Origin of the sequence: Streptomyces sp. NPDC002566, from assembly GCF_042889585.1 — a bacterium.
Lineage (GTDB): Bacteria > Actinomycetota > Actinomycetes > Streptomycetales > Streptomycetaceae > Streptomyces.
On the sequence record NZ_JBIARD010000003.1, the window covers coordinates 845,098 to 869,600 of the forward strand.

A 24,503-nucleotide genomic window follows, 5' to 3' on the forward strand; every position below is an offset into this window, starting at 1 on the left:
CTCGGCTCACTCGCCGCGGTACAGCTCGCGCTTGTCGATGTAGCGCACGACTCCGTCCGGCACCAGGTACCAGACGGGGTCGCCCTTGGCGACTCTCACGCGGCAGTCGGTGGAGGAGATGGCCAGGGCGGGGACCTCGACGAGGGAGACGCCCCCTTCGGGGAGCCCGGGGTCGGCGAGGTTGTGACCCGGCCGGGTCACCCCGACGAAGTGGGCGAGGGAGAACAGCTCCGCGCTGTCCCGCCAGGTCAGGATCTGGCCCAGGGCGTCCGCGCCGGTGATGAAGAAGAGGTCGGTGTCGGGGTTGAGGGCCCGCAGGTCGCGCAGGGTGTCCACGGTGTAGGTGGGCCCGCCCCGGTCGATGTCGATGCGGCTGACCGAGAACTGCGGGTTCTCGGCGGTCGCGATGACCGTCATCAGGTAGCGGTCCTCGGCCAGGGAGACCCTGCGGTGGCTCTTCTGCCAGGGCTCGCCGGTCGGGACGAACACGACCTCGTCCAGGTGGAACCGCGCGGCGGCCTCGCTGGCCGCCACCAGGTGCCCGTGGTGGATCGGGTCGAACGTTCCGCCCATGACGCCGAGACGGCGCCTGCCCCGCTTCGCCGGGCCGTGCGCCGGGCCGGTAGGCATGTCCTGCTCTCCCATGCGTGCAGACCCTACCGGCCCCGCCCGAGGGGGCCGGCCGACGGGAGTCCGGGATGCCCCGGTATGACCACGGAGTACCTCAGCGGTCGCGGTTGAACCGGGTGGTGACCCAGAGCAGGAGCAGCAGGATGAGGAAGGCGGAACCGCCGGTGACCAGGGGGCTCAGGCTCTCGTGGTTGCCGCCCTTCTCCTCGCCCTCGGCTGCGAGGGTGACCAACTGGGCGGCGGCGCTGTGGAAGCTCATCTTCGGCAGGACCTATCCAATGTGGGCGGGATAAAGATGTCGGCCCATCGTAAGCGTGCGGCTCGCCGCCCCTCACGCCGACTCCGCCCCGGGAACCTTCCCGGACGCTCAGTCGTCCTTCCGCTTGTAGCCACGCAGCAGGAACCAGGCGGTCAGCGCACAGCCCACCAGCATGACGACCAGGACGACGCGGAGCAGGTTGCCCGGCTCCTGCCGCTGGGCGGCGACGGCGGCCTCGGCGAGCCAGGCTGCTGCGGGGTTGTGCTCCATGGCGCGGGTCTCCTTCTGCGTGGTGCCCGTCCACCGTAACTCCGCCTAGGCTGGGCCCTGCTCCGGGAGCGCAAAGGGCCCCACAAGGGTCCGTAAAGGACCTCGCACACGAGGGCCCATACACACGCACATGGGGGATGACATGTCCGACGACGGCCACGAGCAGACCGGGCACGCGAACGTGCCGAGCAGGCAGCGCACCCGCTTTCCCGGGATCTCCTCGCGTGCGTACGAGCACCCGGCCGACCGCTCCGCCCTGGTCGCGCTGCGCAAGCTGAGCGGCTTCGACACGGTCTTCAAGGCGCTCAGCGGGCTGCTCCCCGAGCGGAGTCTGAGACTGCTGTTCCTGTCCGACTCGGTGCGTGTGTCCGACGAGCAGTTCGCCCACCTGAACGACATGCTGCGGGACGCCTGTTACATCCTGGACCTGCCGAAGGTCCCGCCGATGTACGTCACCCAGGACCCGCAGCCCAACGCGATGTGCATCGGCCTGGACGAGCCGATCATCGTGGTCACCACGGGCCTGATCGAGCTGCTCGACGAGGAGGAGATGCGGGCGGTCGTCGGCCACGAGGTGGGGCACGCGCTGTCCGGCCACTCCGTGTACCGCACCATCCTGCTGTTCCTGACCAGTCTGGCCATGCGGGTGGCCTGGATCCCGCTCGGCAACATCGCGATCATGGCCGTCGTGACGGCGCTGCGCGAGTGGTTCCGCAAGTCGGAGCTGTCCGCGGACCGCGCCGGACTGCTGGTCGGCCAGGACCTGCGGGCCTCGATGCGGGGCCTGATGAAGATCGCGGGCGGCAACCACCTGCACGAGATGAACGTGGACGCGTTCCTGAAGCAGGCCGAGGAGTACGAGGCGGGCGGCGACCTGCGCGACTCCGTGCTGAAGATCCTGAACGTGCTGCCCCGCTCGCACCCCTTCACCACCGTGCGCGCCGCCGAGCTGAAGAAGTGGGCCGAGTCCCGCGACCACCAGCGGATCCTGGACGGTCACTACCCGCGCCGCTCGGAGGACAAGGACACCTCGGTCTCGGACTCCTTCCGCGAGTCGGCCTCGCACTACGCCGACCACGTCAAGAGCTCGAAGGACCCGCTGATGAAGCTGGTCACCGACCTCGCGGGCGGGGCGGGCAACCTGGGCGGCCGGGTCCGGCGCGGCTTCGACGGCTTCACCAGTTCCGCGCCCCCGAAGGAGCGTCCGGCGGACGCGCCCCCGCGCGAGGACGACTGACCGACGGCGGGACGCTGCCCGAAACCGCGAGCTCGCACCCGGGGCTCACACCCGCGAGTTCACACTTGCGGTTCCGCGCTGCTCGCCAGCGACCCGCACAGCGCCGGCGCGTCGCCCGTCACGTACGGGTCCGTGCCGGCCGGGCCGCCCGCCTTGGCGCTCTGGCCGGCGAGCAGCGGTCGCAGATGCCCCGCGGAGTCCTCGGCGCAGGACAGCGGGCCGGCCTGGAGGGAGGAGACGACCAGCTGGGTCTGGCGCAGCCGCAGGTCGTCGAGGTCGAAGCGGAAGTGCAGCTCACGGCGGACGGTGAACAGCGAGACCTGCGCCCCGGCGTCGGCGCCGACGGGCCGCAGGGCGTAGACGAAGGTGTGGTCGGCGGTGACCTCCAGGGTCGCCGAGTCGGCCTCGGCGGCCTCCAGGGTGCCCTGCACCCGGACCTCGGGGTCGGCCAGCTCGGCCCGGGAGGGGTCCAGGCGGACCAGCCAGCCGGTGGGCGCGTGCCGTCCGTCGGGGGCCGGGTGGGCGAAGCTCTCGTCGAACTGGTCGAGCTGCTCGGGTGAGATCAGCACCCGCACCGGCCGGACCTGCTGCCCGGTGAGCACCTCCGGGTAGAGGGAGGAGCGCATGACGTAGTCGCGGGCGGTGAGCAGGGCGGTGACGACCTGGCTGTCGGAGAAGTGCGCGGTGCGCCGGGCGGCGGGCAGCGGGATGCCCGCCGCGCCGACGCGGAAGTTGGCGGCCGGGCTGTGCGCGTACAGGGAGGCGGTGTCGGTCGAGCCGGGTACGGCTCCCTGCGGGGCGAGCGGGATGACCGTCATCCGCAGGGGTTCCGCCGGCCGGCGGGCGGCCGCATTCTGGTACGGGTGGCGTACGCCCATGTAGACGGCGGTGCCGAAGGCGAGCGCGATCAGCACCACCAGGACGAGCGCCTGCCGGGACAGTCCCCGGTGCGCGGGCGGGCGGCGGCGCACGGCGGGCGCGTGCTCGGCGATGCGTTCCTCGGCGGAGTACTCCTGGAGGCGGGCAGCCCGGACGAACGATTCGTCGAAGACGACGGATCGGTACTCGTCCTCGCCGCCGCCGGGAGTTCCCTCGGGTGTCCCCTGCGGTGGGTCGCCAGGCCCGCCCATACTTTCAGGGTAGGTCGCGGGGAGCTCGGGTAAACGCCCGGCATTCTGACAACTTCTGACAGCTTCTCACCCGTCGGCGGGCCTCGTTCAGGGCGTGTGCGGGACCGCCGGGACGGGTGAGCGCATCCGGTCCGCGGCGCCTTCGGCGGCCGCCTCGGGCGGCGCGGAGGGGCCGCCGCCCTGGCCGAGGCCGGTGGAGGCGGGCAGCGGCATCCGGTCCCGGTTGTCGGAGGAGGCTCCCCGGTAGACCGCGGCGAAGGCCAGCGCGACCATGCCGATGCCCATGACGACGGCGAGCACCCAGGCGACGGGGCGGTGCCAGCGCGCCTGGCGGCCGTAGGGGCCGATGTCGTCGTAGTCGTCGTAGTGGCGTTCCCAGGCGGCCACGTCGTCGTCCAGGTCGCCCTGGTGCGGATCATGGCCGAAACGACGGGGGTCCTCGGGTCCGTAGCGGTCGCCGCGGGCGCGGGCTCGGCGGGCTTCGGCCTCGGATGCCTCGGCCCTGGCCTCGGCGGCGGCCAGGAGACGTTCGACGGCGGTCGGCTCGTGCACCGCGGCCGCCTGGACGAAGGCCTCGTCGAAGACCACGGAGGCGAACTCTTCGTCCGACACCCCGCGGTCCTGGTCGTCGTCGGGCTCCCAGCCGTCCGGGAACGGCGTGCCCCCCACGTCCTCCGGCACGGGACCAGAGTAGACCTGGGCGGTCGCCTTGGGCAGGCGGAAGGGAAATTCATCCGCCTGCTGAGACGGCTCGGCGGCTCCCCGAGGGGGCGCGCGGGTCAGCGCCGGACGTGTCCGTCGCCGGTGACGATGTACTTCGTGCTGGTCAGCTCCGGCAGGCCCATGGGGCCGCGGGCGTGCAGTTTCTGGGTGGAGATGCCGATCTCCGCGCCGAAGCCGAACTGGCCGCCGTCGGTGAAACGGGTGGAGGCGTTGACGGCGACGGTGGTGGAGTCGACCAGCTGGGTGAACCGGCGGGCGGCCTGCTGCGAGGTGGTGACGATCGCCTCGGTGTGGCCGGAGGTCCACAGCCGGATGTGCTCGACGGCCTTGTCCAGGGAGTCGACGACGGCGGCGGCGATGTCGTGGGAGAGGTACTCCGTCTCCCAGTCCTCCGGGGTCGCCTCGACGACGGTCGCCTTGGAGTCCGCGCCGTACGCCATGACCCGCTCGTCGGCGTGGACGGTGACGCCGGCCTCGGCGAGGGCGTCGAGGGCGCGGGGCAGGAACTCGGGGGCGATGTCCTGGTGGACGAGGAGGGTCTCGGCGGCGTTGCAGACGCTGACCCGGTGGGCCTTGGAGTTGATCAGGATCTCGATCGCCATGTCGATGTCGGCGCGGGCGTCGACGTAGACGTGGCAGTTGCCGGTGCCGGTCTCGATCACCGGGACGGTGGACTCGGAGACGACCGTCCGGATGAGGGAGGCGCCGCCGCGCGGGATGAGGACGTCGACGAGACCGCGGGCGCGCATCAGCTCGCGCACGCTGTCCCGGCTCTCGCCGGGCACGAGCTGGACGGCGTCGGCGGGCAGCCCGGCGCCGCCGACCGCGTCGCGGATCACCCGGACGAGAGCGGAGTTGGACTCGTAGGCGGAGGCGGAGCCGCGCAGCAGCACGGCGTTGCCCGACTTCAGACAGAGCGCCGCCGCGTCCACGGTCACGTTGGGCCGGGCCTCGTAGATGATGCCGACCACGCCGAGCGGGACGCGGACCTGGCGCAGGTCGATGCCGTTGGGCAGGGTCGAGCCGCGCACCACCTCGCCGACCGGGTCGGGCAGCGCGACGACGTCCCGCACGTCGGAGGCGATGGCCCGCACCCGCTCCGGGGTGAGGGTCAGCCGGTCGACGATGGCCTCGCTGGTGCCGGCCTCGCGGGCCTTGGCGACGTCCTTGGCGTTGGCCTCGACGACGTCACTCGCACGGACCTCCAGCGCGTCCGCGATGGCGAGGAGCGCGTCGTCCTTCACGGCCCGGGGCAGCGGCGCGAGGTCGGCGGCGGCCGCCTTGGCACGGTAGGCGGCCTGGGTGACCGGGGAGAGGGCGTCGTACGGCGAGAGCGTGGTCATACGGGAAGGGTAGTGCGCCGGGCTACGCCGTCCGGCGTGCGTTCCACACGCCGAGACACGCGCTGGGACGGGTGCCGGAAGCGAGGTCAGAAGGGGTGGACGCCCACCGGGGCGGCCGGCGCCGGCCCGCAGCCCTCGGCGATGCGCTGGTGGTAGGTCTGGCGGTCGATGACCTCCAGTCCGACGATCTCCCAGGCCGGCAGTCCGGCCGTCTGCCGGTGCTCGCCCCACAGCCGCAGGGCGACGGCGGCCGCGTCGTGCAGGTCGCGGGCCTCCTCCCAGTAGCGGATCTCCGCGTGGTCGGCGGCATAACGGCTGGTCAGGAGGAAGGGGTGGTCGTGGGCGAGCTGTTCCAGGGCGCGCCGCAGCTCCTTCAGGTCGGCGTCGGCCCCGGAGACGCTGAGGGTGACGTGCCACAGGCGGGGCAGGTCCTCGGCCCCGGCGCGCAGCGCGCCCTCGTCGCCGTCGGCCTCCGCGGCCCGGTACCGCTCCCCGGCCGCGACGCTGGTCAGGGCGCGTTCCTCGCCGGCACCGCCGCGGGTCGCCGCCCCAGGGCGCACTCGTCTCACGACGGCCTCCTTTACGCAGCGCTCGTGCGGAACGTGTCCGTGCAGGGGGCGTGGACGGGTCCTTGCCCCCGACACAAAGTTGAGCAGGCCGCGCGGCTCCTTGGGGCGGTTTCACGGAACGTCCCCCGCCGGTCCCGGCCGTTCGACCCCGCCCGGAATCCGCCGTTCGACGCCTCAGGGGTCACCCGCGCCCCTCGTGGACCCGTTCAGGGATGGAGGATCACCAGGTCGTCCCGGTGGATGACCTCGCGTTCGTACTCGGCGCCGAGTTCCCTCGCCAGTTCGCGGGTGGAGCGGCCGATCAGGAGGGGGATCTCCCTGGCGTCGAAGTTGACGAGTCCCCGCGCGACCGCGTGCCCGGAGCCGTCGCGCAGTTCCACCGGGTCGCCCGCGCTGAACTCGCCGTCGACGCCGGCGATCCCGGCCGGCAGCAGCGACTTGCGCCGCTCGACGACCGCGCGCACCGCGCCGTCGTCCAGGGTGAGCGAGCCCTGCGGGGTGGAGGCGTGCTGGAGCCACAGCAGCCGGTCGGCGGAGCGCTTGCCGGTGGCGTGGAAGAAGGTGCCGGTGTCTCCGTCGGAGAGGGCGTCGGCCGCGTGGACGGCGCTGGTGAGGACGACGGGGATGCCGGCGGCGGCGGCGATCCGGGCGGCCTCGACCTTGGTGACCATGCCGCCGGTGCCGACGCCCGCCTTGCCGGCGCTGCCGATCTCGACGCCCTCCAGGTCGGCGGGCCCGCGCACCTCGGCGATCCGGGAGGTGCCCGGCCTCGCGGGGTCGCCGTCGTAGACGCCGTCGACGTCGGAGAGCAGGACCAGCAGGTCGGCGTGTACGAGGTGGGCGACGAGGGCGGCGAGACGGTCGTTGTCGCCGAAGCGGATCTCGTCGGTGGCGACGGTGTCGTTCTCGTTGACGATCGGGCACGCGCCCATCGCCAGCAGCTTGTCCAGGGTGCGTGAGGCGTTGCGGTGGTGGACGCGGCGGCTCATGTCGTCGCTGGTCAGCAGCACCTGGCCGACGCGGACGCCGTAGCGGGCGAAGGAGGCGGTGTAGCGGGCGACGAGGAGGCCCTGGCCGACGCTGGCGGCGGCCTGCTGGCGGGCGAGGTCCTTGGGGCGGCGGCGCAGGCCCAGCGGGGCGAGGCCTGCGGCGATGGCGCCGGAGGAGACCAGGACGATCTCCCGCTCACCGCCGCTGCGTCCCTTGGCGAGGACGTCGACGAGCGCGTCCACGCGGTCGGCGTCCAGCCCGCCGGCGGCGGTCGTCAGCGAGGAGGACCCCACCTTGACGACGATCCTGCGGGCCTGCGCCACCTGCTGCCTTGCCACTGTCACCTGCGTCGTCCTCACTCGGCTGTCCCTGGCGCCGCGTGCTCCCCCGCCGCGGCGCTCGTCCGCAATCTACGTGAGCGGGGGGCGGCGCCGCCTTTCCGTTTCGCCGGTCGGACGGCCCCGGGGACAGCCGGAGAGGGCGGGCTCAGCCCCGGTTCGCCAGGGAGGCCCGGAAGGCCAGGCACTCCTCGTACACCGGCAGGATCCCCGCCTCGCGGGCCTCGGCCAGCGTCGGGCCCTCGGCGTCCTTGGCGGACAGCTCGGGCACGCCCTCTACCGGCCACTCGACGCCGATCGCCGGGTCGAGCGGGTGCACGGTCCGCTCGCGCTGCGGCGCGTAGCCCTCGGAGCACAGGTAGGTGACGGTGGCGTCGTCGGTGAGCGCGCAGAAGCCGTGGCCGAGGCCCTCGGAGAGGTAGACGGCCTTGCGGTCCTGGTCGTCGAGGCGCACGGTCTCCCAGCGGCCGAAGGTCGGCGAGCCGACCCGGACGTCGACGATCACGTCGAGGACGGCGCCGCGGACGCAGGTCACGTACTTGGCCTGGCCGGGCGGCACGTCGGCGAAGTGGATGCCGCGCACGACGCCGGCCGCGGAGACGGAGAGGTTGCCCTGCTTCAGGTCGAGCGGGTGGCCGACGGCCTCCTCCATGCGCTCGGCCTTGTACCACTCCAGGAAGAGGCCGCGGGCGTCCCCGTGCTGCTGGGGGACGAACTCCCAGGCGCCCTCGATGCCAAGGGGGTTCACCTTCATCGAACCGTTTCCGTTTCTCTCTCAGGCCTCGTGGGCGAGCAGGTCGAGCAGGTAGTCGCCGTAGCCGCTCTTGGTCAGCGGCTCGGCGAGCGCGCGCAGGCGGTCGTCGCCGATGAACCCGGCGCGCCAGGCGGCCTCCTCCAGGCAGCCGATCTTCATGCCCTGACGCTCCTCGACCACCCGGACGTACTCGGAGGCCTGGACGAGGGACTGGAAGGTGCCGGTGTCGAGCCAGACGGTGCCGCGGTCGAGGACCGAGACCTGGAGCTCGCCGCGGTCGAGGTAGTACTTGTTGACGTCGGTGATCTCCAGCTCGCCGCGGCCGCTCGGCTTGAGGCCCTTGGCGATCTCGACGACCCGGCTGTCGTAGAAGTAGAGGCCCGGGACGGCGTAGCGGGACTTGGGGTTCTTCGGCTTCTCCTCGATGGAGCGGGCGCGGCCCTGCTCGTCGAAGTCGACGACGCCGTAGGCCGTCGGGTCGGAGACGGCGTGGGCGAAGACCACACCGCCCTCGGGGTCGCTGTAGCGGGCGAGCTGCCGGCCGAGGCCGTAGCCGTGGAAGATGTTGTCGCCGAGGATCAGGGCGACAGCCTCGTCACCGATGAAGTCCTCGCCGATGACGAAGGCCTCGGCGATGCCGTTGGGGTGTTCCTGCGTGGCGAACTCGATGTTCAGGCCCCAGTCGGACCCGTCGCCCAGGAGCCGTTCGAACTGGGGTCGCTCGGCCGGTCCGGTGATGATCAGGATGTCCCGCAGTCCCGCCATCACCAGGGTGGAGAGCGGGTAATAGATCATCGGCTTGTCGAAGACCGGCATCAGTTGCTTCGACACCGCACGGGTGATCGGCCACAGTCGGGAACCGGTACCACCGGCGAGCAGAATTCCACGCATGGGCCCGCAGCCTACGGCAGGGCACGGACCGCTCCCGCCACCCCCGCCGTGAAAAGGGCCACTGCACAGCGCGTGATACGGCGGGCTATAGAATGTGGGCTCTTATGAAGATTCTTGTCACCGGCGGTGCCGGGTTCATCGGTTCACAGTTCGTACGGGCGCTGCTCCTCGGCGAGCTGCCCTCGGGCGAGGGCGCCCAGGTCACCGTCCTGGACAACCTGACCTACTCCGGCAACGAGGAGAACCTCGCCCCCGTCGCCGACAAGGACGGGTACACCTTCGTCCACGGCGACATCCGCGACTTCGCCACCGTCGACGACGTGATGCGCGGCCAGGACGCGGTGGTGCACTTCGCCGCCGAGTCCCACGTGGACCGCTCCATCGCGGACTCCTCCCCGTTCGTGACGACCAACGTGCTGGGCACCCAGGTGCTGCTGGACGCCGCCAAGCGCCACGGTGTGGGCCGGTTCGTCCACGTGTCCACGGACGAGGTCTACGGCTCGATCTCCGAGGGCTCGTGGACCGAGGACTGGCCGCTGGCGCCGAACTCGCCGTACTCGGCCTCGAAGGCCGGCTCGGACCTGCTGGCGCTGTCGTACCACCGCACGCACGGCATGGACGTCGTGGTGACCCGCTGCTCCAACAACTACGGGCAGTACCACTTCCCCGAGAAGATGATCCCGCTGTTCACCACGAACCTGCTGGACGGCAAGAAGGTCCCGCTGTACGGCGAGGGCCTGAACGTGCGGGACTGGCTGCACGTCTCCGACCACTGCCGGGGCATCGAGATGGTGCTGCGCGGCGGCCGGGCCGGCGAGGTCTACCACATCGGCGGCGGCACCGAGGTCACCAACAAGGAGCTCACCGGTCTGCTCCTGGACGCCTGCGGCGCGGGCTGGGACATGGTCGAGCACGTCGAGGACCGCAAGGGCCACGACCTGCGCTACTCCCTGTCGATCGCGAAGATCAAGGAGGAGCTGGGCTACACGCCGCTCGTCACCTTCGAGCAGGGTCTCGCCGACACCGTCCAGTGGTACCGCGACAACCGCGCCTGGTGGGAGCCGCTCAAGGCGAAGGCGGCGCTGCCCGCATGACCCGCTGGCTGATCACCGGCGCGGGCGGCATGCTCGGCCGGGACCTGACCGACGTGCTCGTGGGGCGCGGGGCCGAGGTCACCGCGTCGACCCGGCAGGAGCTGGACGTCACCGACGCCGCCGCGGTGCGGGCGGCGGTGGCGGGCCACGACGTCGTGGTGAACGCGGCCGCGTGGACCGACGTGGACGGGGCGGAGGCCGACGAGGCCGCCGCGACCCGGATCAACGGCGAGGGCCCGCGGGTGCTCGCCCAGGCGTGCGCGGACAGCGGCGCCACGCTGATCCAGGTCTCCACCGACTACGTCTTCCCGGGCGACGCCGCCGAGCCGTACCCGCACGACGCCCCGACCTCGCCGGTGAACGCCTACGGGCGCGGCAAGCTCGTGGGCGAGGAAGCGGTGACCGGGCTGCTGCCCGAGCGCGGCTATGTGGTGCGCACGGCCTGGCTGTACGGCGCGCACGGGCGCAACTTCGTCGCGACGATGCTGAACCTGGCCGGGCAGCGCCAGACCCTGGACGTGGTCGACGACCAGCGGGGTCAGCCGACCTGGACCGTGGCGCTCGCCCGGCAGATCGCGGACCTGGGCGAGGCGGCCGTGGCCGGCCGGGCCCCGGCCGGCGTCTACCACGGCACCGCGTCCGGCACGGGCACCTGGTTCGACCTGGCGCGGGCGGCGTTCGAGCTGACCGGTCTCGACCCGGAGCGGGTGCGCCCGACCACGTCGGAGAAGTTCGTACGGCCGGCCCGTCGTCCCGCGTACAGCGTGCTGGCGCACGACCGGTGGGCCGATGCGGGCGTGGCGGTCCAGCCGGAGTGGCGCGAGCAGCTCGCCGAGGCGCTGAAGGTCATCGCTCCCGGCGGGCGGACGGACGCTCCTGGGCGGACCGGCGCGTGAGCCTCCTCGACCGCATCGCCACGGCGCTGCCGCAGGGCACCGCGTTCGTCGGCGCCGGGACGGCGCTGCTCGGCGTGGCGAGCTACATCCATCTCGCGGCGGCGGGCCACTCGCTGCCCGTCGACGGGATGGCGAGCTTCTCGGTCCTGTGGACGGTGGTGTCCTCCATAGGCCTGGGGCTGTTCTTCCCGGTCGAGCAGGAGATCACCCGCCTGGTCGCCGCCCGGGTGGTGCACGGCGACGGGGCGCTGCCGGTGCTGCGGCGGGGCGCGGTGCTCTCCGCCTCCCTGCTCGCGGTGGTGCTGGTGCCGCTGGCGGTGTTCGCCCGGCCGGTCGCCGATCTGTTCTTCCACGGCGACACCGGCATGGTCCTCGCGCTGGGCGGGGCGTTCACGGCGCTGGCCGTTGCGTATGTGACCCGGGGCGTCCTCGCGGGTCTGGGCCGGTTCCAGGCCTACGGGATGCAGCTGGGGCTGGACGGCGCGCTGCGGATCGTGCTGCCTGCGGGGCTGGCGCTGTCCGGCGTCAACTCGGCGTTCGCCTTCGCGGCGGTGCTGACGGTGGCCCCGCTGCTCGCGGTGCTGGCGACGATCGGGCCGGTGGTCAAGGGCGCGCGGTCGGGGACGGCGGCGCACTGGCGTGACCTGATCGAGCACCTGGGGCTGCTGGTCGGCTCCACGCTGCTGGCCCAGGTGCTGGTGAACATCGCGGTGATCAGCACCAAGCTGATCTCGACGGACGACGACGCGCTGGTCGCGGCGCTGCTGTCGGCGCTGGTCCTGGCGCGGGTGCCGCTGTTCGTGTTCGGCGCCTTCCAGGTGTCGTTGCTCGCGGGGCTGTCGTCGGCGGCGGCCGAGGGCGACACGCGGAAGTACCGCCGTCTGCTGCTGAAGGCGGCGTCGGTGACCGGCGGGCTCGGCGTGGCCGGGGGCATCGGCGCGGTGGCGCTCGGACCGGCTCTGCTGCCGGCGCTGTTCGGCGCGCCCGACGTGCTGGGGCCGGTCGACTTCGCCTGGCTGTCGCTCGGGACGACGCTCTACATGCTGGCGATGGTGCTGGGTCAGGCCCTGCTGACCAGCGGCGCCGCGCGGCTCCAGCTGGTGGCGTGGATCGTGGGGACGGCGGCCCTGGTGGCGGTCACGCTGAGTGCCCTTCCCCTGAGGACGCGGGTCGAGGTGGCGTACACGGCGGGGTCCTTTGCGGTGGTCGCCTTCATGACGCTCGTTGTCCGTGCTCGTGTAGGCTACCGTTCGTTGCACTCCTAAGAATGATCACCATTCTATCACTCTCCGTAAGCATTGCGACAAAATGTGACGGGCAGTGGACTGCAGTCCGGCGGCCTCGTTCTGCGGCCGTCCGCCTCGGTATTCCCTGGAAGAGTAGACAGGCCCCTTTCCAATGAGTCGTCCGATACACCGGAGTGCGGCATGAAGTTGTGGATGCTGACCTCGGTCACCGGAGTCCTTCTCGTCCTGTGCATCGTCGAGCTGCTGCGCCGGCGGAAGCTCAAGGAGAAGTACGCGTTCCTGTGGGTGATCACCGGGCTGGTGATCATCCCGCTCGGCTTCTTCCCCACCGGTCTGGACTCGGTGGCCCGCATGGTCGGAGTCGCCTCGGGCGTCAGCCTCATCCTGTTCCTGAGCGTGGCGTTCCTCTTCATCGTGTGCCTCCAGCTCAGCTGGGAGGTGGGTCACCTGGAGGAGGAGGGCCGCACGCTCTCCGAGGAAGTGGCCCTGCTCCGCATCGACGTCACGGAGCTGCGGTCCCGGCTCGCCGCACAGGAGACCCCGGCCGCATCTGCCGAACGGGGGAATCTGAAGTGATCGACGGCAAGCGCGTACTGATCATCATGCCGGCGTGGAACGAGGCCGAGGGCGTCGCCGACGTCATCAAGGAGACCTACACCACGCTGCCGGGAGTGGACGTCCTCGTCGTCGACGACGGGTCCACCGACAACACGGCCGTCGTCGCCAAGGCGGCCGGCGCCACGGTGATGAAGCTCCCCTACAACCTCGGCGTGGGCGGCGCGATGCGCGCCGGCTACAAGTTCGCGCACGACCGCGGCTACGACATCGCCATCCAGGTCGACGCCGACGGCCAGCACGACCCGCGCAACGTGCCCGAACTGCTGGATCGCCTGGAGACCGGCGCCGACCTGGTCATGGGCGCCCGGTTCGCCGGCACCGGCGAATACGAGGCCCGCGGCCCGCGCCGCTGGGCGATGCTCGTGCTCGCCTTCTGGCTGTCGCGCATGGCGCGCACCAAGCTCACCGACGTCACCTCCGGCTTCCGCGCCTGCAACCGCGACCTGATCGACGCGTTCGCCCGCTGGTACCCGGTGGAGTACCTCGGCGACACTGTGGAGTCCACGATCGCCGTCCTGCGCGCCGGCTACCGCGTCGAGCAGGTGCCCGTCGCGATGCGCCCGCGGGTGACCGGCACCCCGAGCCAGTCGCCGTGGAAGGCCACCCTCTACCTCGGCCGCATCGGCATGATCCTGCTCCTCGCGTTCAGCCGCCGCTCCTCGCTCGGCAAGAAGGGCAAGTGAGCCAGGTGCAGACCCTCGACATCATGCTGCCGCACTACGGCGACACCGCCCTGATGCAGGCGGCCGTGCGCAGCGTGCTCGACCAGACCGACAAGGACTGGCGGCTCACCGTCGTCGACGACGGCCGCGAGGAGGGCGTGCCCGAGTGGTTCGCCTCACTCGGCGACAGCCGGGTCCGCTACATGCGCAACGAGCGCAATCTCGGCATCACGGGCAACTTCCGCAAGTGCGTCGACCTGGTCGAGTCGACGCACTTCACCATGCTCGGCAGCGACGACCTGCTGCTGCCGACCTACGTCGAGACGATCCGCGCGGCCGTCGCGGCCGAACCGGACGCGGCGATCTACCAGCCGGGCGTCGAGGTCATAGACGAGAACGGCAACCCCTCCACCTCGCTGGGCGACGAGGTCAAACGGCGGCTGTACGCGCCGAAGAACCCCGACGGCGCCCGGCTGGTGCTCTCCGGCGAGCCGCTCGCCGCGAACCTCCTGGGCGGGAACTGGCTGTACTTCCCGTCGATCTGCTGGCGCGCCGACGCCGTCAAGCCGGTCGGCTTCCGCGAGGACCTCTCGGTCATCCAGGACCTCGCGATGATCATCGAGTTGATCAAGCGCGGCGAGAAGCTGGTCGTCGACCCGGCGCTCGCCTTCCGTTACCGACGTCACTCCGGCAGCCTCTCCTCGGCCGAGGCGGTGACCGGAGCCCGCTTCGGCGAGGCTGTACGGTTCTTCAACGAGGTCGCCGACGACCTCGACCGGCACGGCTGGCCCAAGGCCGCCCGCGCCGCCCGGCGGCACCTGTCCATGCGGCTGCACGCGCTGACCATGCTCCCCGGAGCCCTGCGTCACCGCCGTTCGGACGCCGTGCGCCGCCTGCTCGGATACGCACTGACCAGATCCGAGTGACGTCACGCGCGGGACGGGGGTTCCCGCCCCGCGGACCGCAAACCGCCGAACCCTTCCGAAAGTCCAAGCCCTGATGACTCCCACGCAAGCCGCAGAGCCGTCCCCCACTCCCCGGTTCAGCATCATCGTGCCGGCGTACGGAGTCGAGGCCTATCTGCGTGACTGCCTCGACTCCGTACTGAGCCAGTCGTTCCGGGACTTCGAGATCATCGCGGTCAACGACGCCTCGCCCGACGCATGCGGCGAGATCATGGCCGAGTACGCGGACACCGACCCCCGTGTCGTGGCGGTGCAGCTCGAACAGAACGTGGGCCTGGGCCGGGCGCGGAACGCGGGCATGGAGCGCGCCCGCGGCGAGTACCTCCTCTTCCTCGACAGCGACGACACGATGCTCCCCGGCTCGCTGCTCGCCGTCTCCCGCCGGCTCGAGGAGACCGGCGACCCCGAGCTGCTGGTCTTCGACTACGCCCGCACCTACTGGGACGGCCGGGTCAGCCCCAACGCCAAGCGCTCGGTGCTCACCGCGAGCCCCCGCGAGGCCGTGGGCCTCGACGGCAACCCCGAACTGCTCGAGCTGCTCCAGGTCGCCTGGAACAAGGCCTACCGCCGTGACTTCGTCGAGCGCTGGGGCTTCGAGTACCCCACGGGTTACTACGAGGACACCCCCTGGACCTACCCGGTGCTGGTCGCCGCCGAGACCATCGCCGTCCTCGACCGGATCTGCGTCCACTACCGCCAGCGCCGCCAGGGCAGCATCCTGTCCTCCGCGAGCCGCAAGCACTTCGAGGTCTTCGACCAGTACGACCTGGTCTTCGCCTTCCTCGCCGCGCACCCCGAGTTCGAGCGCTGGCGGCCCGCGCTGTTCGAACGCATGACCTTCCACCTCGGAGTCATCGAGCGGATGCCGGGCCGGCTGCCCGCCGGGGCCCGCGCCGAGTTCCGCGCCCGCCGCCTCGAAGCCGAGCGGGCCCACCGCCCGGCCGGCTACCGCGAGCCCGAGAACAGCGGCGCCAAGGAAGCCGCACGCCGGCGCCGCCCCGCCGACCGGCTCCCGCGCCGGCTGCGCCCCGCCGCCCGCCGCGCCTACCGCGCCGCCCGCAAGCTGAAGAAGCCGGTCCGCCACGCCGTCCTGATGACCTATTACCGGGCCCAGCGGATGCTGCCGGTGCAGAAGGACACCGCGGTCTTCGCCGCCTACTGGAACGCCGACTATGCCTGCAACCCGGCGGCCGTCCACCAGAAGTTGCGCGAACTCGCCCCCAAGGTGAAGAGCACCTGGGTGCTCAAGCCCGGCGCGCGCAACGCCCCGCCGCCCGGCACGGCCGTCGTGCACCCCGGCTCGTTCCAGTTCTGGCGCGCGATGGCCCGCAGCAAGTACTTCGTGAACAACGTGAACTTCCCCACCCTCGTGGTCAAGCGGCCGGGCCAGGTCTTCGTGCAGACCCACCACGGCACGCCGCTCAAGCGGATGGGCGTCGACCTGGTCGACTTCCCGCTCGGCCAGAAGGACCTGGAGATGGACACGCTGATGCAGCGGGTCGACCGCTGGGACTACAGCGTCTCCAGCAACCGCTTCACCACCGCCGTCTGGGACCGGGCCTACCCCTCCACCTACACCTCCCTCGACTACGGCTACCCGCGCAACGACGTGCTGGTGAACGCCCGCGACGAGGACCGGGCGCGGGCCCGCGCCGAACTCGGCATCGCCCCCGACGCCAAGGTCGTCCTGTACGCGCCGACGCACCGCGACTACATGGCCGTACCCCGCCCGCTGCTCGACGTGGAGCACTTCGCTCAGCAGCTCGGCGAGGGCTTCACCGTGCTGGTGCGCGCCCACTACTTCAACCTCGGCTCCGGCCCCGGCTCCGCCGAGGGATCCACCGTCGTCGACGTCAGCGCCCACCCCTCGGTGGAGCAGCTGTACCTCGCCGCCGACTGCCTGCTCACCGACTACTCGTCGCTGATGTTCGACTACGCGCTCCTCGACCGGCCGATCGTGCTCTTCGCGAACGACTGGGAGACCTACCGGGCCACCCGCGGCACGTACTTCGACATCCACGCCCAATCTCCCGGCCATGTGGCGGCAACCGAGACCGACCTCGTGGACGTCTTCCTCTCGGGGCGCTGGTGCGACGACACCTCCGCCAAGGCGCGCACGGAGTTCCGCAGGCGCCTGGGTGAGTTCGACGACGGCCGTGCCGCCGAACGTGTGGTACGCAGGGTCTTCCTGGACGACGAGGTCGACCCCCCTGCGGTGATCTCCCCGGAGCGTCCGAGCCGTCCGGCGCGGGGCTAGAGCTACCGTGTCCGGCAAGTCCGGTTGACGAACACCTGTAGAAAGGCGCAGTACCCCAGATGCCTCCCCGTCTGTCACTAGTCGTTCCCTCCTACAACGTGGAACTGTTCCTCGACGAGTGCCTGCAGTCGCTCGCGGACCAGACGTTCACCGACTGGGAGGCGATCGTCGTGGACGACGGCTCCAAGGACGGCAGCCTGGCGATCGCCGAAAGGTGGGCGCAGAGAGACGCCCGGTTCCGGGTCGTCGCACAGGAGAACCAGGGACTCGGGCCGGCCCGCAACACCGGTGTCGCCCACCTCACCGAGGGCACCGAGTTCCTCGCCTTCGTCGACAGCGACGACATCGTCCTGCCCGACGCCTACGAGCGGTGCATCGCCAGCCTGGAGGCGTCCGGCTCGGACTTCGTCAGCGGCAACGTCAACCTGCTCAAGGCCGGCGAGATCCTCGCCTCCCCGCTGCACGCCAAGCGGCTGCGCACCGACCGCTCCCGCACCCACATCAGCCGCGACAAGGACCTCGTCTACGACCGCACCGCCTGGAACAAGGTCTTCCGCCGGTCGTTCTGGGACAAGCACGCCTTCCGGTTCCCCGGCATCCTCTACGAGGACGCGCCGGTCACCCTGCCCGCCCACTTCCTGGCCTCCGCGGTCGACGTGCTCAGCGAGCCGATCTACCTGTGGCGCCAGCGCACCGGCGGCGCACCCTCCATCACCCAGCGCCGCACCGAGCCGGTCAACGTCCGCGACCGCATCCGCTCCTGCGACTCCGTGAGCCGGTTCCTCGCCTCCCAGCCGGGCGAGGCGTACGTCCAGCACAAGCGCTGGTACGACGAGATCTTCATCACCGACGAGCTGCCGCTGTTCATGGGCGTCCTGGACCAGGCCGGGGACGAGTTCCGCGACCTGTTCATGTCCGGCGCCGCCGACTTCCTCAGCCGCGTCGACCCCCGCGTCATGCCCCGGCTGCCCGTCTCGATGCGCCTGAAGTGCCACCTCATCCGCGAGGGCCGGCTCGACGAGCTCATGGAACTGCTCGCCTTCGAACGCGAGGCCGGCCGGGCCGTCCCGGTGGTCCGGCAGGGCCTGCGCTACCTCGCCGACTACCCGGTGATCGACAAGAAGCGCGCCGTGCCCCGCTCCGTGCTGCGCGTCGACTCCGACTTCGCCGCCCGGGCCCGCGCCGAGGAGATCGTCTGGCGCGACGGCCGGCTGCACATCGGCGGCCACTCCTACATCCGCAACCTGGCCGCCGAGCGGCCGCAGCCGACCACCCTGCGCGTGCTGATGCTGCGCGAGACCGGCAGCCGGCGCACCGTCCTGGTCCGCCCCACCCGCACCCAGGCCTCTCGCGCCACCCAGACCTCCGGTCAGTCGCTGCACAACTACGACTGGTCGGGCTTCTCCCTCGACCTGGACCCGGCGAAGCTCAAGGCCCGCGGCGGCTGGCGGGACGCCGTGTGGCGGGTCACCGTCGCCACCGTCCAGCAGGGCATCGTCCGCCACACCCGGCTCAAGGGCGGCGAGAGCGGCAGCGCCGAGAGCCCCGCCCCGTTCTGGGTCGACGACGACGTACGGGTCGTCCCGTTCATCAACGACGACCACCTCTACCTGCGGGTCGAGCGGGTCCGCGCCAAGCTCACCGGCCACCGCGTCGAGGACGGCGTGCTGGAGCTGACCGGCGTCCTCGGCCACGAGGCCGCCACCGGCGACGCGCCCCTCACCCTGCGCTTCAAGCACGGCTCGACCGAGGCGAAGCTGGAGTACCCGGTGGAGCGCACCCCCGGGCAGGGCTTCTCCCTGCGGGTGCCGCTCGCCGACCTCGACGTCGAGGGCCGCGACTCCGGGAACCTCGAGGTCGTCGACAAGTGGACGGCCGAACTGCTCGTCGGCGGCGCCAAGCGCGGGCACTCCGTGGCCGTCGACACCGACCGCGACGACCGCGCCCCCCAGCACCCGCTGCCCGGCGGACGGGTCGCCGAGTGGGGCGGCCGCGTCACGGCCGTCACCGACGACGGCGTGGGCCGGCTCGCGCTGCGCACCCAGCCCGTCCAGCCCATGGTCGGCGAGCTGTCCGTCACCCCCGAGGGCCGCGTCGTCCTCACCGGCACCCTGCCCGTGACCGTGGACGAGCCCGTCGAGATCGTGCTGCGGCACAGCCGGCACGCCGAGGAGCACGCCCACCCCGCCACCGTCGCCGACGGCACGTTCCGCGCCGACTTCCTGCCGGTGCCCACCAGCATCAGCGAGGTGCCGCTGCGCCAGGGCCGCTGGTACCTGTTCGCCCGCACCACCCGCAGCCGCGTCGAGGTGCCGGTCCGCGTCGTGCCGTCCGCGCGCACCGGCCTGCCCGTGCGCTTCGCCGTCCGCGGCCGCGACTACACCCTCACCCACCGCTTCTTCGACCGGCTGCTGATCGAGGCGGCCCCCGACCTGGGCCCCGAGGAGTTCGGCTGGTTCCGCCAGCGCCAGATGCGCACCGGCGTGTACGCGCAGGCCCGCACCGCCCCGCTGCGCGACACGGTCCTGTACGCCTCCTTCTCCGGCCGCCAGTTCTCCGACTCGCCGCGCGCCGTCTACGAGGAGCTGGTGCGCCAGGGCTCCGACCTGGAGCACATCTGGGTGGTCGAGGACCGCCGCGCCGAGATCCCCAAGGGCGTCAAGGTCATACGCCGGTGGAGCCGCGACTGGTACGAGGCGCTCGGCCGCAGCAGGTACATCGTCACCAACACCCACCTGCCGCACTGGATCCGGCGCCGTGAGGGCCAGGTCATCGTGCAGACCTGGCACGGCACCCCGCTCAAGCGGATCGGCCACGACATCGACAGCGTCCAGTTCGCCGACCGCAAGTACCTCTCGAAGGTCGCGGAGGAGACGCCGAGCTGGAGCTTCCTCGTCTCACCCAACCGCTTCTCGACCCCGATCATGAAGCGGGCGTTCCAGTACGACGGCGAGATCCTCGAGTCCGGCTACCCGCGCAACGACCTGCTGCTGTCCGACAAGACGCAGGACGTGGCCCGCGCCGTACGCGAGCGAATAGGCCTGCCCGAGGGCAAGAAGGTCGTGCTGTACGCGCCGACCTGGCGGGACGACCAGTTCTACCAGGCGGGCAACTACAAGTTCGATCTGCGGCTCGACGTGCAGAAGGCGCGCGAGCGCCTCGGCGACGACCACGTCCTCCTCATACGCAAGCACTCCAACATCGTCGACGCGGTGCCCGGCGCCGGTGACGGCTTCGTCTTCGACGTGTCCAGCTACCCGGACATCGCCGAGCTGTTCCTGATCACGGACGTCCTGGTCACCGACTACTCGTCGCTCATGTTCGACTTCGCGAACACGGGCCGTCCGATGCTGTTCTTCACCTACGACCTGGAGTACTACCGCGACCAGCTGCGTGGCTTCTACTTCGACTTCGAGAAGCGGGCTCCAGGCCCGCTCCTGCAGAGCTCCGACGAACTCATCGACGCGCTGGCCGGGATCGAGGGCATCAGCGCCTCGTACGCGGACGCCTACCGCGAGTTCAAGGAGGTGTTCTGCGACCTCGACGACGGGCATGCCGCCGAGCGGGTGATCACCCGGATGCTGGAGCTCGCGCACCCCGACCGACCCCCTCTTGAGCCCGCGGAGCAGCGTTGAAAGCAACGAGGATCCCCCTTGACCGAGAGCGTCTGAGAAAGCGTCTGGAGCGCATTCCGCCCGCACGACGGCTGCCTCTGGCCGTCTACGGCACCACTCAGGTGATCTTCCTGATCTGGTGGGCGGCCTTCTACCCGGGCGGGATGAGCTACGACTCCATCGCGTACGTGTGGCACGTCACCACCGGCCACTGGATGTCGAACCACTCGGTGGCCTACGACGCGCTGGTGTGGCTGTCCCTCAACACCACCGGTGATCTGGCGCTGCTGACGTTCGCTCAGAGCGTCGCCATGGCGTCGGCCCTGGCCTACGTGGCGGTGACGCTGCGTAAGTTCGGAGTGCCGGGCAAGTGGAGCGCGGCGGCCACCGTGGCCTGCGCGGCGGTTCCGTCCATCGGCTCCTTCGTCATCTTCGTCTGGAAGGACGTGCCGTTCGTCATCGGTTCCGTCCTGGCGTTCGGCGCGGCCGGGCGGCTCGTGGTGCGCCGGATGCGCGGGGTGGACTCCGCGCGGGACAAGGCGTTCCGCAACGAGATCGCGGTGCTGTTCGCCGGCTTCCTGTGCATGGGCCTGTTCCGCAACAACGGCCTGCTCGTCGCGGTCATCGCCGCGCCGGTGCTGCTGCTGGTGCTGCCGAGGATGCGCAAGGCTGTGCTGGTCGCCACCGTGATCCCGGCGCTCACCGCCGGTCTGCTGCAGACCGTGATCTATCCGGCGATCGGCGTCATCACGCCGACGAAGGACCAGGTCTACGCGATGAACTACGCGGACATCGCGGTGGTCTACGGCAAGGCCCCCAAGACCTTCAGCAAGGCCGACACCGAGCTGATGTCGAAGGTGGCCCCGCTGTCGCACTGGGGCGGGAAGGCGGCCAACTGCTACAACGCCGACTGGGCGATGCGGCCGCCGATGAACCGCAAGAAGGCCGACGAGCTCAACAGCCAGCTGCTGGACCTGTGGATGCGGGTGCTGAAGCGGACGCCGGACCAGATGATCGCGGCGCGGCTGTGCCGCTCGCACATCGCCTGGTCGCCGTTCCCCGGCCCGGTCGACATGATGGGCCACACCCTGATCAGCCCGCCGTCCGTGCCGAAGAACCTGTTCGGCTGGGCGGACTGGAACGACGAGATCAAGGACAGCCCCTATCGGCCGGTCCTGAAGATCCGCCCGCTCAACGACCAGCTGCACGACGTGGCGTTCTTCGTCTGGAAGGCCAGCAAGACGCCGCAGCTGCAGTGGCTTCTCTTCCGCGGCGGCACCTGGTGCTACGTGGCGTACGCGGTGCTCCTGACGTTCTCGCGCCGGCACCGCTCCTGGGCGCCGGTGGGCCTGATGTCGGTGACGCTGGCGCTGCAGCTGACGGTGGTGGCGGCCAACCCGGCGCCGCTGGCCCGCTACATGTTCGCGCCGATGTTCCTGGGCATCCTGACGCTGCCGCTGCTCGCCGCGAAGCCGCGCTTCGGCAAGCGGACCGACACCGACGCCGGGACCTCCGGCCCGTCCCGCAGGGCCGAGGACGAGGACGCGTCCTCCGCCGACGACCGGGACACCCAGCCGACGCCGGTCGCCTGACACGACGAAGGGTCCGCCCGCACTCCCCGAGGGGGGTGCGGGCGGACCCTTCGCGCGTTCGCTCAGAAGGCGTCGAACTCGTCGAACTCCCGGTCCGCCTCGTCCCGTTCGGCCTGGCGGTCGCGGCGGCGCTGGGCGGCCGGGCGGGGGGCCTCGAAGCGGTGGTCCTCACCGCGCCGGCCGAGCATCTCCGCGCCGGTCGTCATGGACGGCTCCCAGTCGAAGACGACCGCGTTCTCCTCGGGCCCGATGGCCACGCCGTCCCCGGCGCGGGCGCCGGCCTTCATCAACTCCTCCTCCACACCGAGGCGGTTGAGCCGGTCGGCGAGGTAGCCGACGGCCTCGTCGTTGTTGAAGTCGGTCTGGCGCACCCAGCGTTCGGGCTTCTCGCCGCGGACGCGGTACAGGCCGTCCTCCTCCCGCGAGACGGTGAAGCCGGCGTCGTCGACCGCCTTGGGCCGGATGACGATGCGCGTCGCCTCCTCCTGCGGCTTGGCGGCCCGCGCCTGCCCCACCAGGTCGGCGAGGGCGAAGGACAGCTCCTTGAGCCCCGTGTGCGCCACCGCGGACACCTCGAAGACGCGGTAGCCGCGCGCCTCCAGGTCCGGGCGCACCATCTCCGCGAGGTCCTTGCCGTCCGGCACGTCGATCTTGTTCAGGACGACGATGCGGGGACGGTCGCCGAGCCCGCCGTACTGGCGCAGCTCCTCCTCGATGACGTCGAGGTCGGAGGCGGGGTCGCGGTCGGACTCCAGCGTGGCGGTGTCCAGGACGTGCACGAGGACGCTGCACCGCTCGACATGGCGCAGGAACTCCAGACCGAGCCCCCTGCCCTGGCTCGCGCCCGGGATCAGACCGGGCACGTCGGCGATGGTGTAGACGGTCGAACCGGCCGTCACCACACCGAGGTTGGGCACCAGCGTCGTGAAGGGGTAGTCGGCGATCTTCGGCTTGGCCGCGGACAGCACCGAGATCAGCGAGGACTTGCCGGCGCTCGGGTAGCCGACCAGCGCCACGTCGGCCACGGTCTTCAGCTCCAGGACGATGTCCTGGAGGTCGCCCGGCTCGCCGAGCAGCGCGAAGCCGGGGGCCTTGCGCCGGGCGGAGGCGAGAGCGGCGTTGCCGAGGCCGCCGCGGCCGCCCTGTGCGGCGATGTACGACGTGCCGTGGCCGACGAGGTCGGCGAGGACGTTGCCCGCCTTGTCGAGGACGACGGTGCCGTCCGGCACGGGGAGGACCAGGTCCTGGCCGTCCTTGCCGGAGCGGTTGCCGCCCTCGCCGGGCTTGCCGTTGGTGGCCTTGCGGTGCGGGGAGTGGTGGTAGTCGAGCAGCGTGGTCACGGACTGGTCGACGGTGAGTACGACGTCACCGCCGCGCCCGCCGTTGCCGCCGTCCGGGCCGCCGAGCGGCTTGAACTTCTCCCGGTGGACGGAGGCACAGCCGTGACCTCCGTTACCCGCGGCGATGTGCAGCTCGACGCGGTCCACGAAGGTGGTCATGGTTCGGTGCCTCCAGAGAAACGTACGTCTGTTTGTGGTGTAACACGCGAAAGGCGGACCCGCCTTCCCGACCGGGAAGTGAGGTCCGCCTCGCGTAAGCGTCCGATCAGCCGACCGGGACGATGTTCACGACCTTGCGGCCGCGGTGGGTGCCGAACTCCACCGCGCCCGGCAGCAGCGCGAACAGCGTGTCGTCGCCGCCACGGCCGACGCCGGCGCCGGGGTGGAAGTGGGTGCCACGCTGGCGGACCAGGATCTCACCCGCGTTGACGACCTGACCGCCGAAGCGCTTCACGCCGAGCCGCTGGGCATTCGAGTCGCGACCGTTCCGGGTGGACGATGCGCCCTTCTTGTGTGCCATCTCTCCTCAGTCCCTTACTTCGCAGCCGCGGGGATCTCAGTGACCTTGATCGCCGTGTACTGCTGGCGGTGGCCCTGACGACGGCGGTAGCCGGTCTTGTTCTTGTAGCGCAGAATGTCGATCTTCTGGCCCTTGTGGTGGTCCACGACCTCGGCCTGGACCTTGATGCCGGCCAGCACCCACGGGTCGCTGGTCACAGCGTCGCCGTCGACAACGAGCAGGGTCGAGAGCTCGACCGTGTCGCCAACCTTGGCGGTGGAAATCTTGTCAACCTCAACGATGTCGCCGACAGCAACCTTGTGCTGGCGACCACCGCTGCGCACGATGGCGTACACGCGGATCTCACTCTCTCGCTCGGGAACGGCACCCCCGCAGTCCAGCCGCCGGGCGGAACGCCACGAGCGGACCTCTCCCGGCCGCCGAGGCACCCGGGAGGAAGAGGTTTACGGGGATGTGGCGCGCCACACGACACGCCGACGGTCAAGGTTACGGGGCGGCTGGTCAGGGGTCAAACCGGCCGAGTCCGGCCCCGGACAGCAGGGGCGCGCGGGGGCGGACGGGAGC

The 24,503-nt window shown here is 71.2% G+C and carries 23 protein-coding genes; 10 read left to right on the forward strand and 13 right to left on the reverse strand.

What is annotated here, in order from left to right; translation table 11 throughout:
- Window positions 1-6: 6 nt before the first annotated feature.
- From nadD to ACFYXA_RS16595, 3 genes are all read right to left on the reverse strand, one after another.
- On the reverse strand, window positions 7-645 hold the full coding sequence (nadD, locus tag ACFYXA_RS16585) for a nicotinate-nucleotide adenylyltransferase (protein ID WP_130436805.1): 639 nt from the start codon (window positions 643-645) through the stop codon (window positions 7-9).
- A 79-nt stretch (window positions 646-724) separates the two neighbouring features.
- Window positions 725-889 carry a hypothetical protein gene (locus ACFYXA_RS16590; RefSeq protein WP_165430287.1) on the reverse strand — a complete coding sequence of 55 codons (165 nt, stop codon included), beginning with the start codon at window positions 887-889 and terminating at the stop codon, window positions 725-727.
- 108 nt (window positions 890-997) lie between these two features.
- On the reverse strand, window positions 998-1,159 hold the full coding sequence (locus ACFYXA_RS16595) for a hypothetical protein (RefSeq protein ID WP_351091052.1): 162 nt from the start codon (window positions 1,157-1,159) through the stop codon (window positions 998-1,000).
- A 142-nt stretch (window positions 1,160-1,301) separates the two neighbouring features.
- Between ACFYXA_RS16595 and ACFYXA_RS16600 the strand changes: the two genes are divergently transcribed.
- A complete protein-coding gene (locus ACFYXA_RS16600) occupies window positions 1,302-2,396 on the forward strand; it encodes a M48 family metallopeptidase (protein ID WP_352245140.1) in 1,095 nt (364 codons plus the stop codon).
- 59 nt (window positions 2,397-2,455) lie between these two features.
- Here ACFYXA_RS16600 and ACFYXA_RS16605 read toward each other — a convergent pair whose 3' ends face one another.
- From ACFYXA_RS16605 to rfbA, 7 genes are all read right to left on the reverse strand, one after another.
- Complete coding sequence (locus ACFYXA_RS16605) at window positions 2,456-3,526, reverse strand: hypothetical protein (protein ID WP_389033161.1); 1,071 nt, start codon at window positions 3,524-3,526, stop codon at window positions 2,456-2,458.
- Window positions 3,527-3,613: 87 nt separating this feature from the next.
- Window positions 3,614-4,207 (reverse strand): hypothetical protein, encoded by a 594-nt coding sequence (locus tag ACFYXA_RS16610; protein WP_389033163.1) that lies wholly within the window; start codon window positions 4,205-4,207, stop codon window positions 3,614-3,616.
- A gap of 98 nt (window positions 4,208-4,305) precedes the next feature.
- On the reverse strand, window positions 4,306-5,592 hold the full coding sequence (locus ACFYXA_RS16615) for a glutamate-5-semialdehyde dehydrogenase (protein ID WP_389033166.1): 1,287 nt from the start codon (window positions 5,590-5,592) through the stop codon (window positions 4,306-4,308).
- Window positions 5,593-5,678: 86 nt separating this feature from the next.
- Window positions 5,679-6,161, reverse strand: coding sequence for a hypothetical protein (locus ACFYXA_RS16620; protein WP_351091046.1), 483 nt, complete (start codon window positions 6,159-6,161; stop codon window positions 5,679-5,681).
- Between the two features lie 206 nt (window positions 6,162-6,367).
- Window positions 6,368-7,474, reverse strand: coding sequence for a glutamate 5-kinase (proB, locus tag ACFYXA_RS16625; RefSeq protein WP_389033435.1), 1,107 nt, complete (start codon window positions 7,472-7,474; stop codon window positions 6,368-6,370).
- Between the two features lie 163 nt (window positions 7,475-7,637).
- Window positions 7,638-8,243, reverse strand: a complete 606-nt coding sequence (rfbC, locus tag ACFYXA_RS16630) for a dTDP-4-dehydrorhamnose 3,5-epimerase (RefSeq protein ID WP_352245106.1) — start codon at window positions 8,241-8,243, stop codon at window positions 7,638-7,640.
- A gap of 21 nt (window positions 8,244-8,264) precedes the next feature.
- The gene (rfbA, locus tag ACFYXA_RS16635) at window positions 8,265-9,134 is read right to left on the reverse strand and encodes a glucose-1-phosphate thymidylyltransferase RfbA (protein ID WP_130436800.1); all 870 of its coding nucleotides are present in this window, start codon (window positions 9,132-9,134) and stop codon (window positions 8,265-8,267) included.
- A gap of 104 nt (window positions 9,135-9,238) precedes the next feature.
- Here rfbA and rfbB point away from each other — a divergent pair, with 104 nt between their 5' ends.
- The 9 genes from rfbB to ACFYXA_RS16680 all read left to right on the forward strand — a co-directional run bounded on the left by rfbB (window position 9,239) and on the right by ACFYXA_RS16680 (window position 22,079).
- Window positions 9,239-10,228 (forward strand): dTDP-glucose 4,6-dehydratase, encoded by a 990-nt coding sequence (gene rfbB / locus ACFYXA_RS16640; RefSeq protein ID WP_351091042.1) that lies wholly within the window; start codon window positions 9,239-9,241, stop codon window positions 10,226-10,228.
- The gene (gene rfbD, locus ACFYXA_RS16645; RefSeq protein ID WP_389033170.1) at window positions 10,225-11,124 is read left to right on the forward strand and encodes a dTDP-4-dehydrorhamnose reductase; all 900 of its coding nucleotides are present in this window, start codon (window positions 10,225-10,227) and stop codon (window positions 11,122-11,124) included. The genes rfbB and rfbD overlap by 4 nt, the downstream gene beginning before the upstream one ends.
- Window positions 11,121-12,389 (forward strand): lipopolysaccharide biosynthesis protein, encoded by a 1,269-nt coding sequence (locus tag ACFYXA_RS16650; protein WP_389033173.1) that lies wholly within the window; start codon window positions 11,121-11,123, stop codon window positions 12,387-12,389. The genes rfbD and ACFYXA_RS16650 overlap by 4 nt, the downstream gene beginning before the upstream one ends.
- 162 nt (window positions 12,390-12,551) lie before the next feature.
- On the forward strand, window positions 12,552-12,947 hold the full coding sequence (locus ACFYXA_RS16655) for a DUF2304 domain-containing protein (RefSeq protein WP_351091036.1): 396 nt from the start codon (window positions 12,552-12,554) through the stop codon (window positions 12,945-12,947).
- Complete coding sequence (locus ACFYXA_RS16660; protein WP_351091034.1) at window positions 12,944-13,672, forward strand: glycosyltransferase family 2 protein; 729 nt, start codon at window positions 12,944-12,946, stop codon at window positions 13,670-13,672. Before ACFYXA_RS16655 ends, ACFYXA_RS16660 begins: the two co-directional genes overlap by 4 nt.
- Window positions 13,669-14,577, forward strand: a complete 909-nt coding sequence (locus ACFYXA_RS16665) for a glycosyltransferase (RefSeq protein WP_242620643.1) — start codon at window positions 13,669-13,671, stop codon at window positions 14,575-14,577. Before ACFYXA_RS16660 ends, ACFYXA_RS16665 begins: the two co-directional genes overlap by 4 nt.
- 73 nt (window positions 14,578-14,650) lie before the next feature.
- Complete coding sequence (locus tag ACFYXA_RS16670) at window positions 14,651-16,873, forward strand: bifunctional glycosyltransferase family 2 protein/CDP-glycerol:glycerophosphate glycerophosphotransferase (RefSeq protein WP_352245109.1); 2,223 nt, start codon at window positions 14,651-14,653, stop codon at window positions 16,871-16,873.
- A gap of 59 nt (window positions 16,874-16,932) precedes the next feature.
- A complete protein-coding gene (locus ACFYXA_RS16675; protein WP_352245110.1) occupies window positions 16,933-20,508 on the forward strand; it encodes a CDP-glycerol glycerophosphotransferase family protein in 3,576 nt (1,191 codons plus the stop codon).
- Between the two features lie 101 nt (window positions 20,509-20,609).
- On the forward strand, window positions 20,610-22,079 hold the full coding sequence (locus ACFYXA_RS16680; protein ID WP_389033180.1) for a DUF6020 family protein: 1,470 nt from the start codon (window positions 20,610-20,612) through the stop codon (window positions 22,077-22,079).
- Between the two features lie 62 nt (window positions 22,080-22,141).
- Here ACFYXA_RS16680 and obgE read toward each other — a convergent pair whose 3' ends face one another.
- The 3 genes from obgE to rplU form a co-directional block, all read right to left on the reverse strand.
- Entirely contained in the window at window positions 22,142-23,578 is a 1,437-nt protein-coding gene (gene obgE, locus ACFYXA_RS16685) for a GTPase ObgE (protein ID WP_352245112.1), read from the reverse strand.
- Between the two features lie 106 nt (window positions 23,579-23,684).
- On the reverse strand, window positions 23,685-23,939 hold the full coding sequence (gene rpmA, locus ACFYXA_RS16690; RefSeq protein WP_130436790.1) for a 50S ribosomal protein L27: 255 nt from the start codon (window positions 23,937-23,939) through the stop codon (window positions 23,685-23,687).
- A gap of 14 nt (window positions 23,940-23,953) precedes the next feature.
- On the reverse strand, window positions 23,954-24,274 hold the full coding sequence (gene rplU, locus ACFYXA_RS16695) for a 50S ribosomal protein L21 (protein WP_004931419.1): 321 nt from the start codon (window positions 24,272-24,274) through the stop codon (window positions 23,954-23,956).
- Window positions 24,275-24,503: the final 229 nt, after the last annotated feature.

What these genes read in the sequence shown, in the direction of transcription:
- rfbB (WP_351091042.1), top strand. Translation starts at nt 9,239, where the DNA reads ATGAAGATTCTTGTCACCGGCGGTGCCGGGTTCATCGGTTCACAGTTC.
- ACFYXA_RS16600 (WP_352245140.1), top strand. Translation starts at nt 1,302, where the DNA reads ATGTCCGACGACGGCCACGAGCAGACCGGGCACGCGAACGTGCCGAGC.
- rfbD (WP_389033170.1), top strand. Translation starts at nt 10,225, where the DNA reads ATGACCCGCTGGCTGATCACCGGCGCGGGCGGCATGCTCGGCCGGGAC.
- rfbC (WP_352245106.1), bottom strand. Translation starts at nt 8,243, where the DNA reads ATGAAGGTGAACCCCCTTGGCATCGAGGGCGCCTGGGAGTTCGTCCCC.
- ACFYXA_RS16615 (WP_389033166.1), bottom strand. Translation starts at nt 5,592, where the DNA reads ATGACCACGCTCTCGCCGTACGACGCCCTCTCCCCGGTCACCCAGGCC.
- ACFYXA_RS16605 (WP_389033161.1), bottom strand. Translation starts at nt 3,526, where the DNA reads ATGGGCGGGCCTGGCGACCCACCGCAGGGGACACCCGAGGGAACTCCC.
- ACFYXA_RS16595 (WP_351091052.1), bottom strand. Translation starts at nt 1,159, where the DNA reads ATGGAGCACAACCCCGCAGCAGCCTGGCTCGCCGAGGCCGCCGTCGCC.
- obgE (WP_352245112.1), bottom strand. Translation starts at nt 23,578, where the DNA reads ATGACCACCTTCGTGGACCGCGTCGAGCTGCACATCGCCGCGGGTAAC.
- ACFYXA_RS16670 (WP_352245109.1), top strand. Translation starts at nt 14,651, where the DNA reads ATGACTCCCACGCAAGCCGCAGAGCCGTCCCCCACTCCCCGGTTCAGC.
- nadD (WP_130436805.1), bottom strand. Translation starts at nt 645, where the DNA reads ATGGGAGAGCAGGACATGCCTACCGGCCCGGCGCACGGCCCGGCGAAG.
- ACFYXA_RS16655 (WP_351091036.1), top strand. Translation starts at nt 12,552, where the DNA reads ATGAAGTTGTGGATGCTGACCTCGGTCACCGGAGTCCTTCTCGTCCTG.
- rfbA (WP_130436800.1), bottom strand. Translation starts at nt 9,134, where the DNA reads ATGCGTGGAATTCTGCTCGCCGGTGGTACCGGTTCCCGACTGTGGCCG.
- ACFYXA_RS16675 (WP_352245110.1), top strand. Translation starts at nt 16,933, where the DNA reads ATGCCTCCCCGTCTGTCACTAGTCGTTCCCTCCTACAACGTGGAACTG.
- rpmA (WP_130436790.1), bottom strand. Translation starts at nt 23,939, where the DNA reads ATGGCACACAAGAAGGGCGCATCGTCCACCCGGAACGGTCGCGACTCG.
- ACFYXA_RS16590 (WP_165430287.1), bottom strand. Translation starts at nt 889, where the DNA reads ATGAGCTTCCACAGCGCCGCCGCCCAGTTGGTCACCCTCGCAGCCGAG.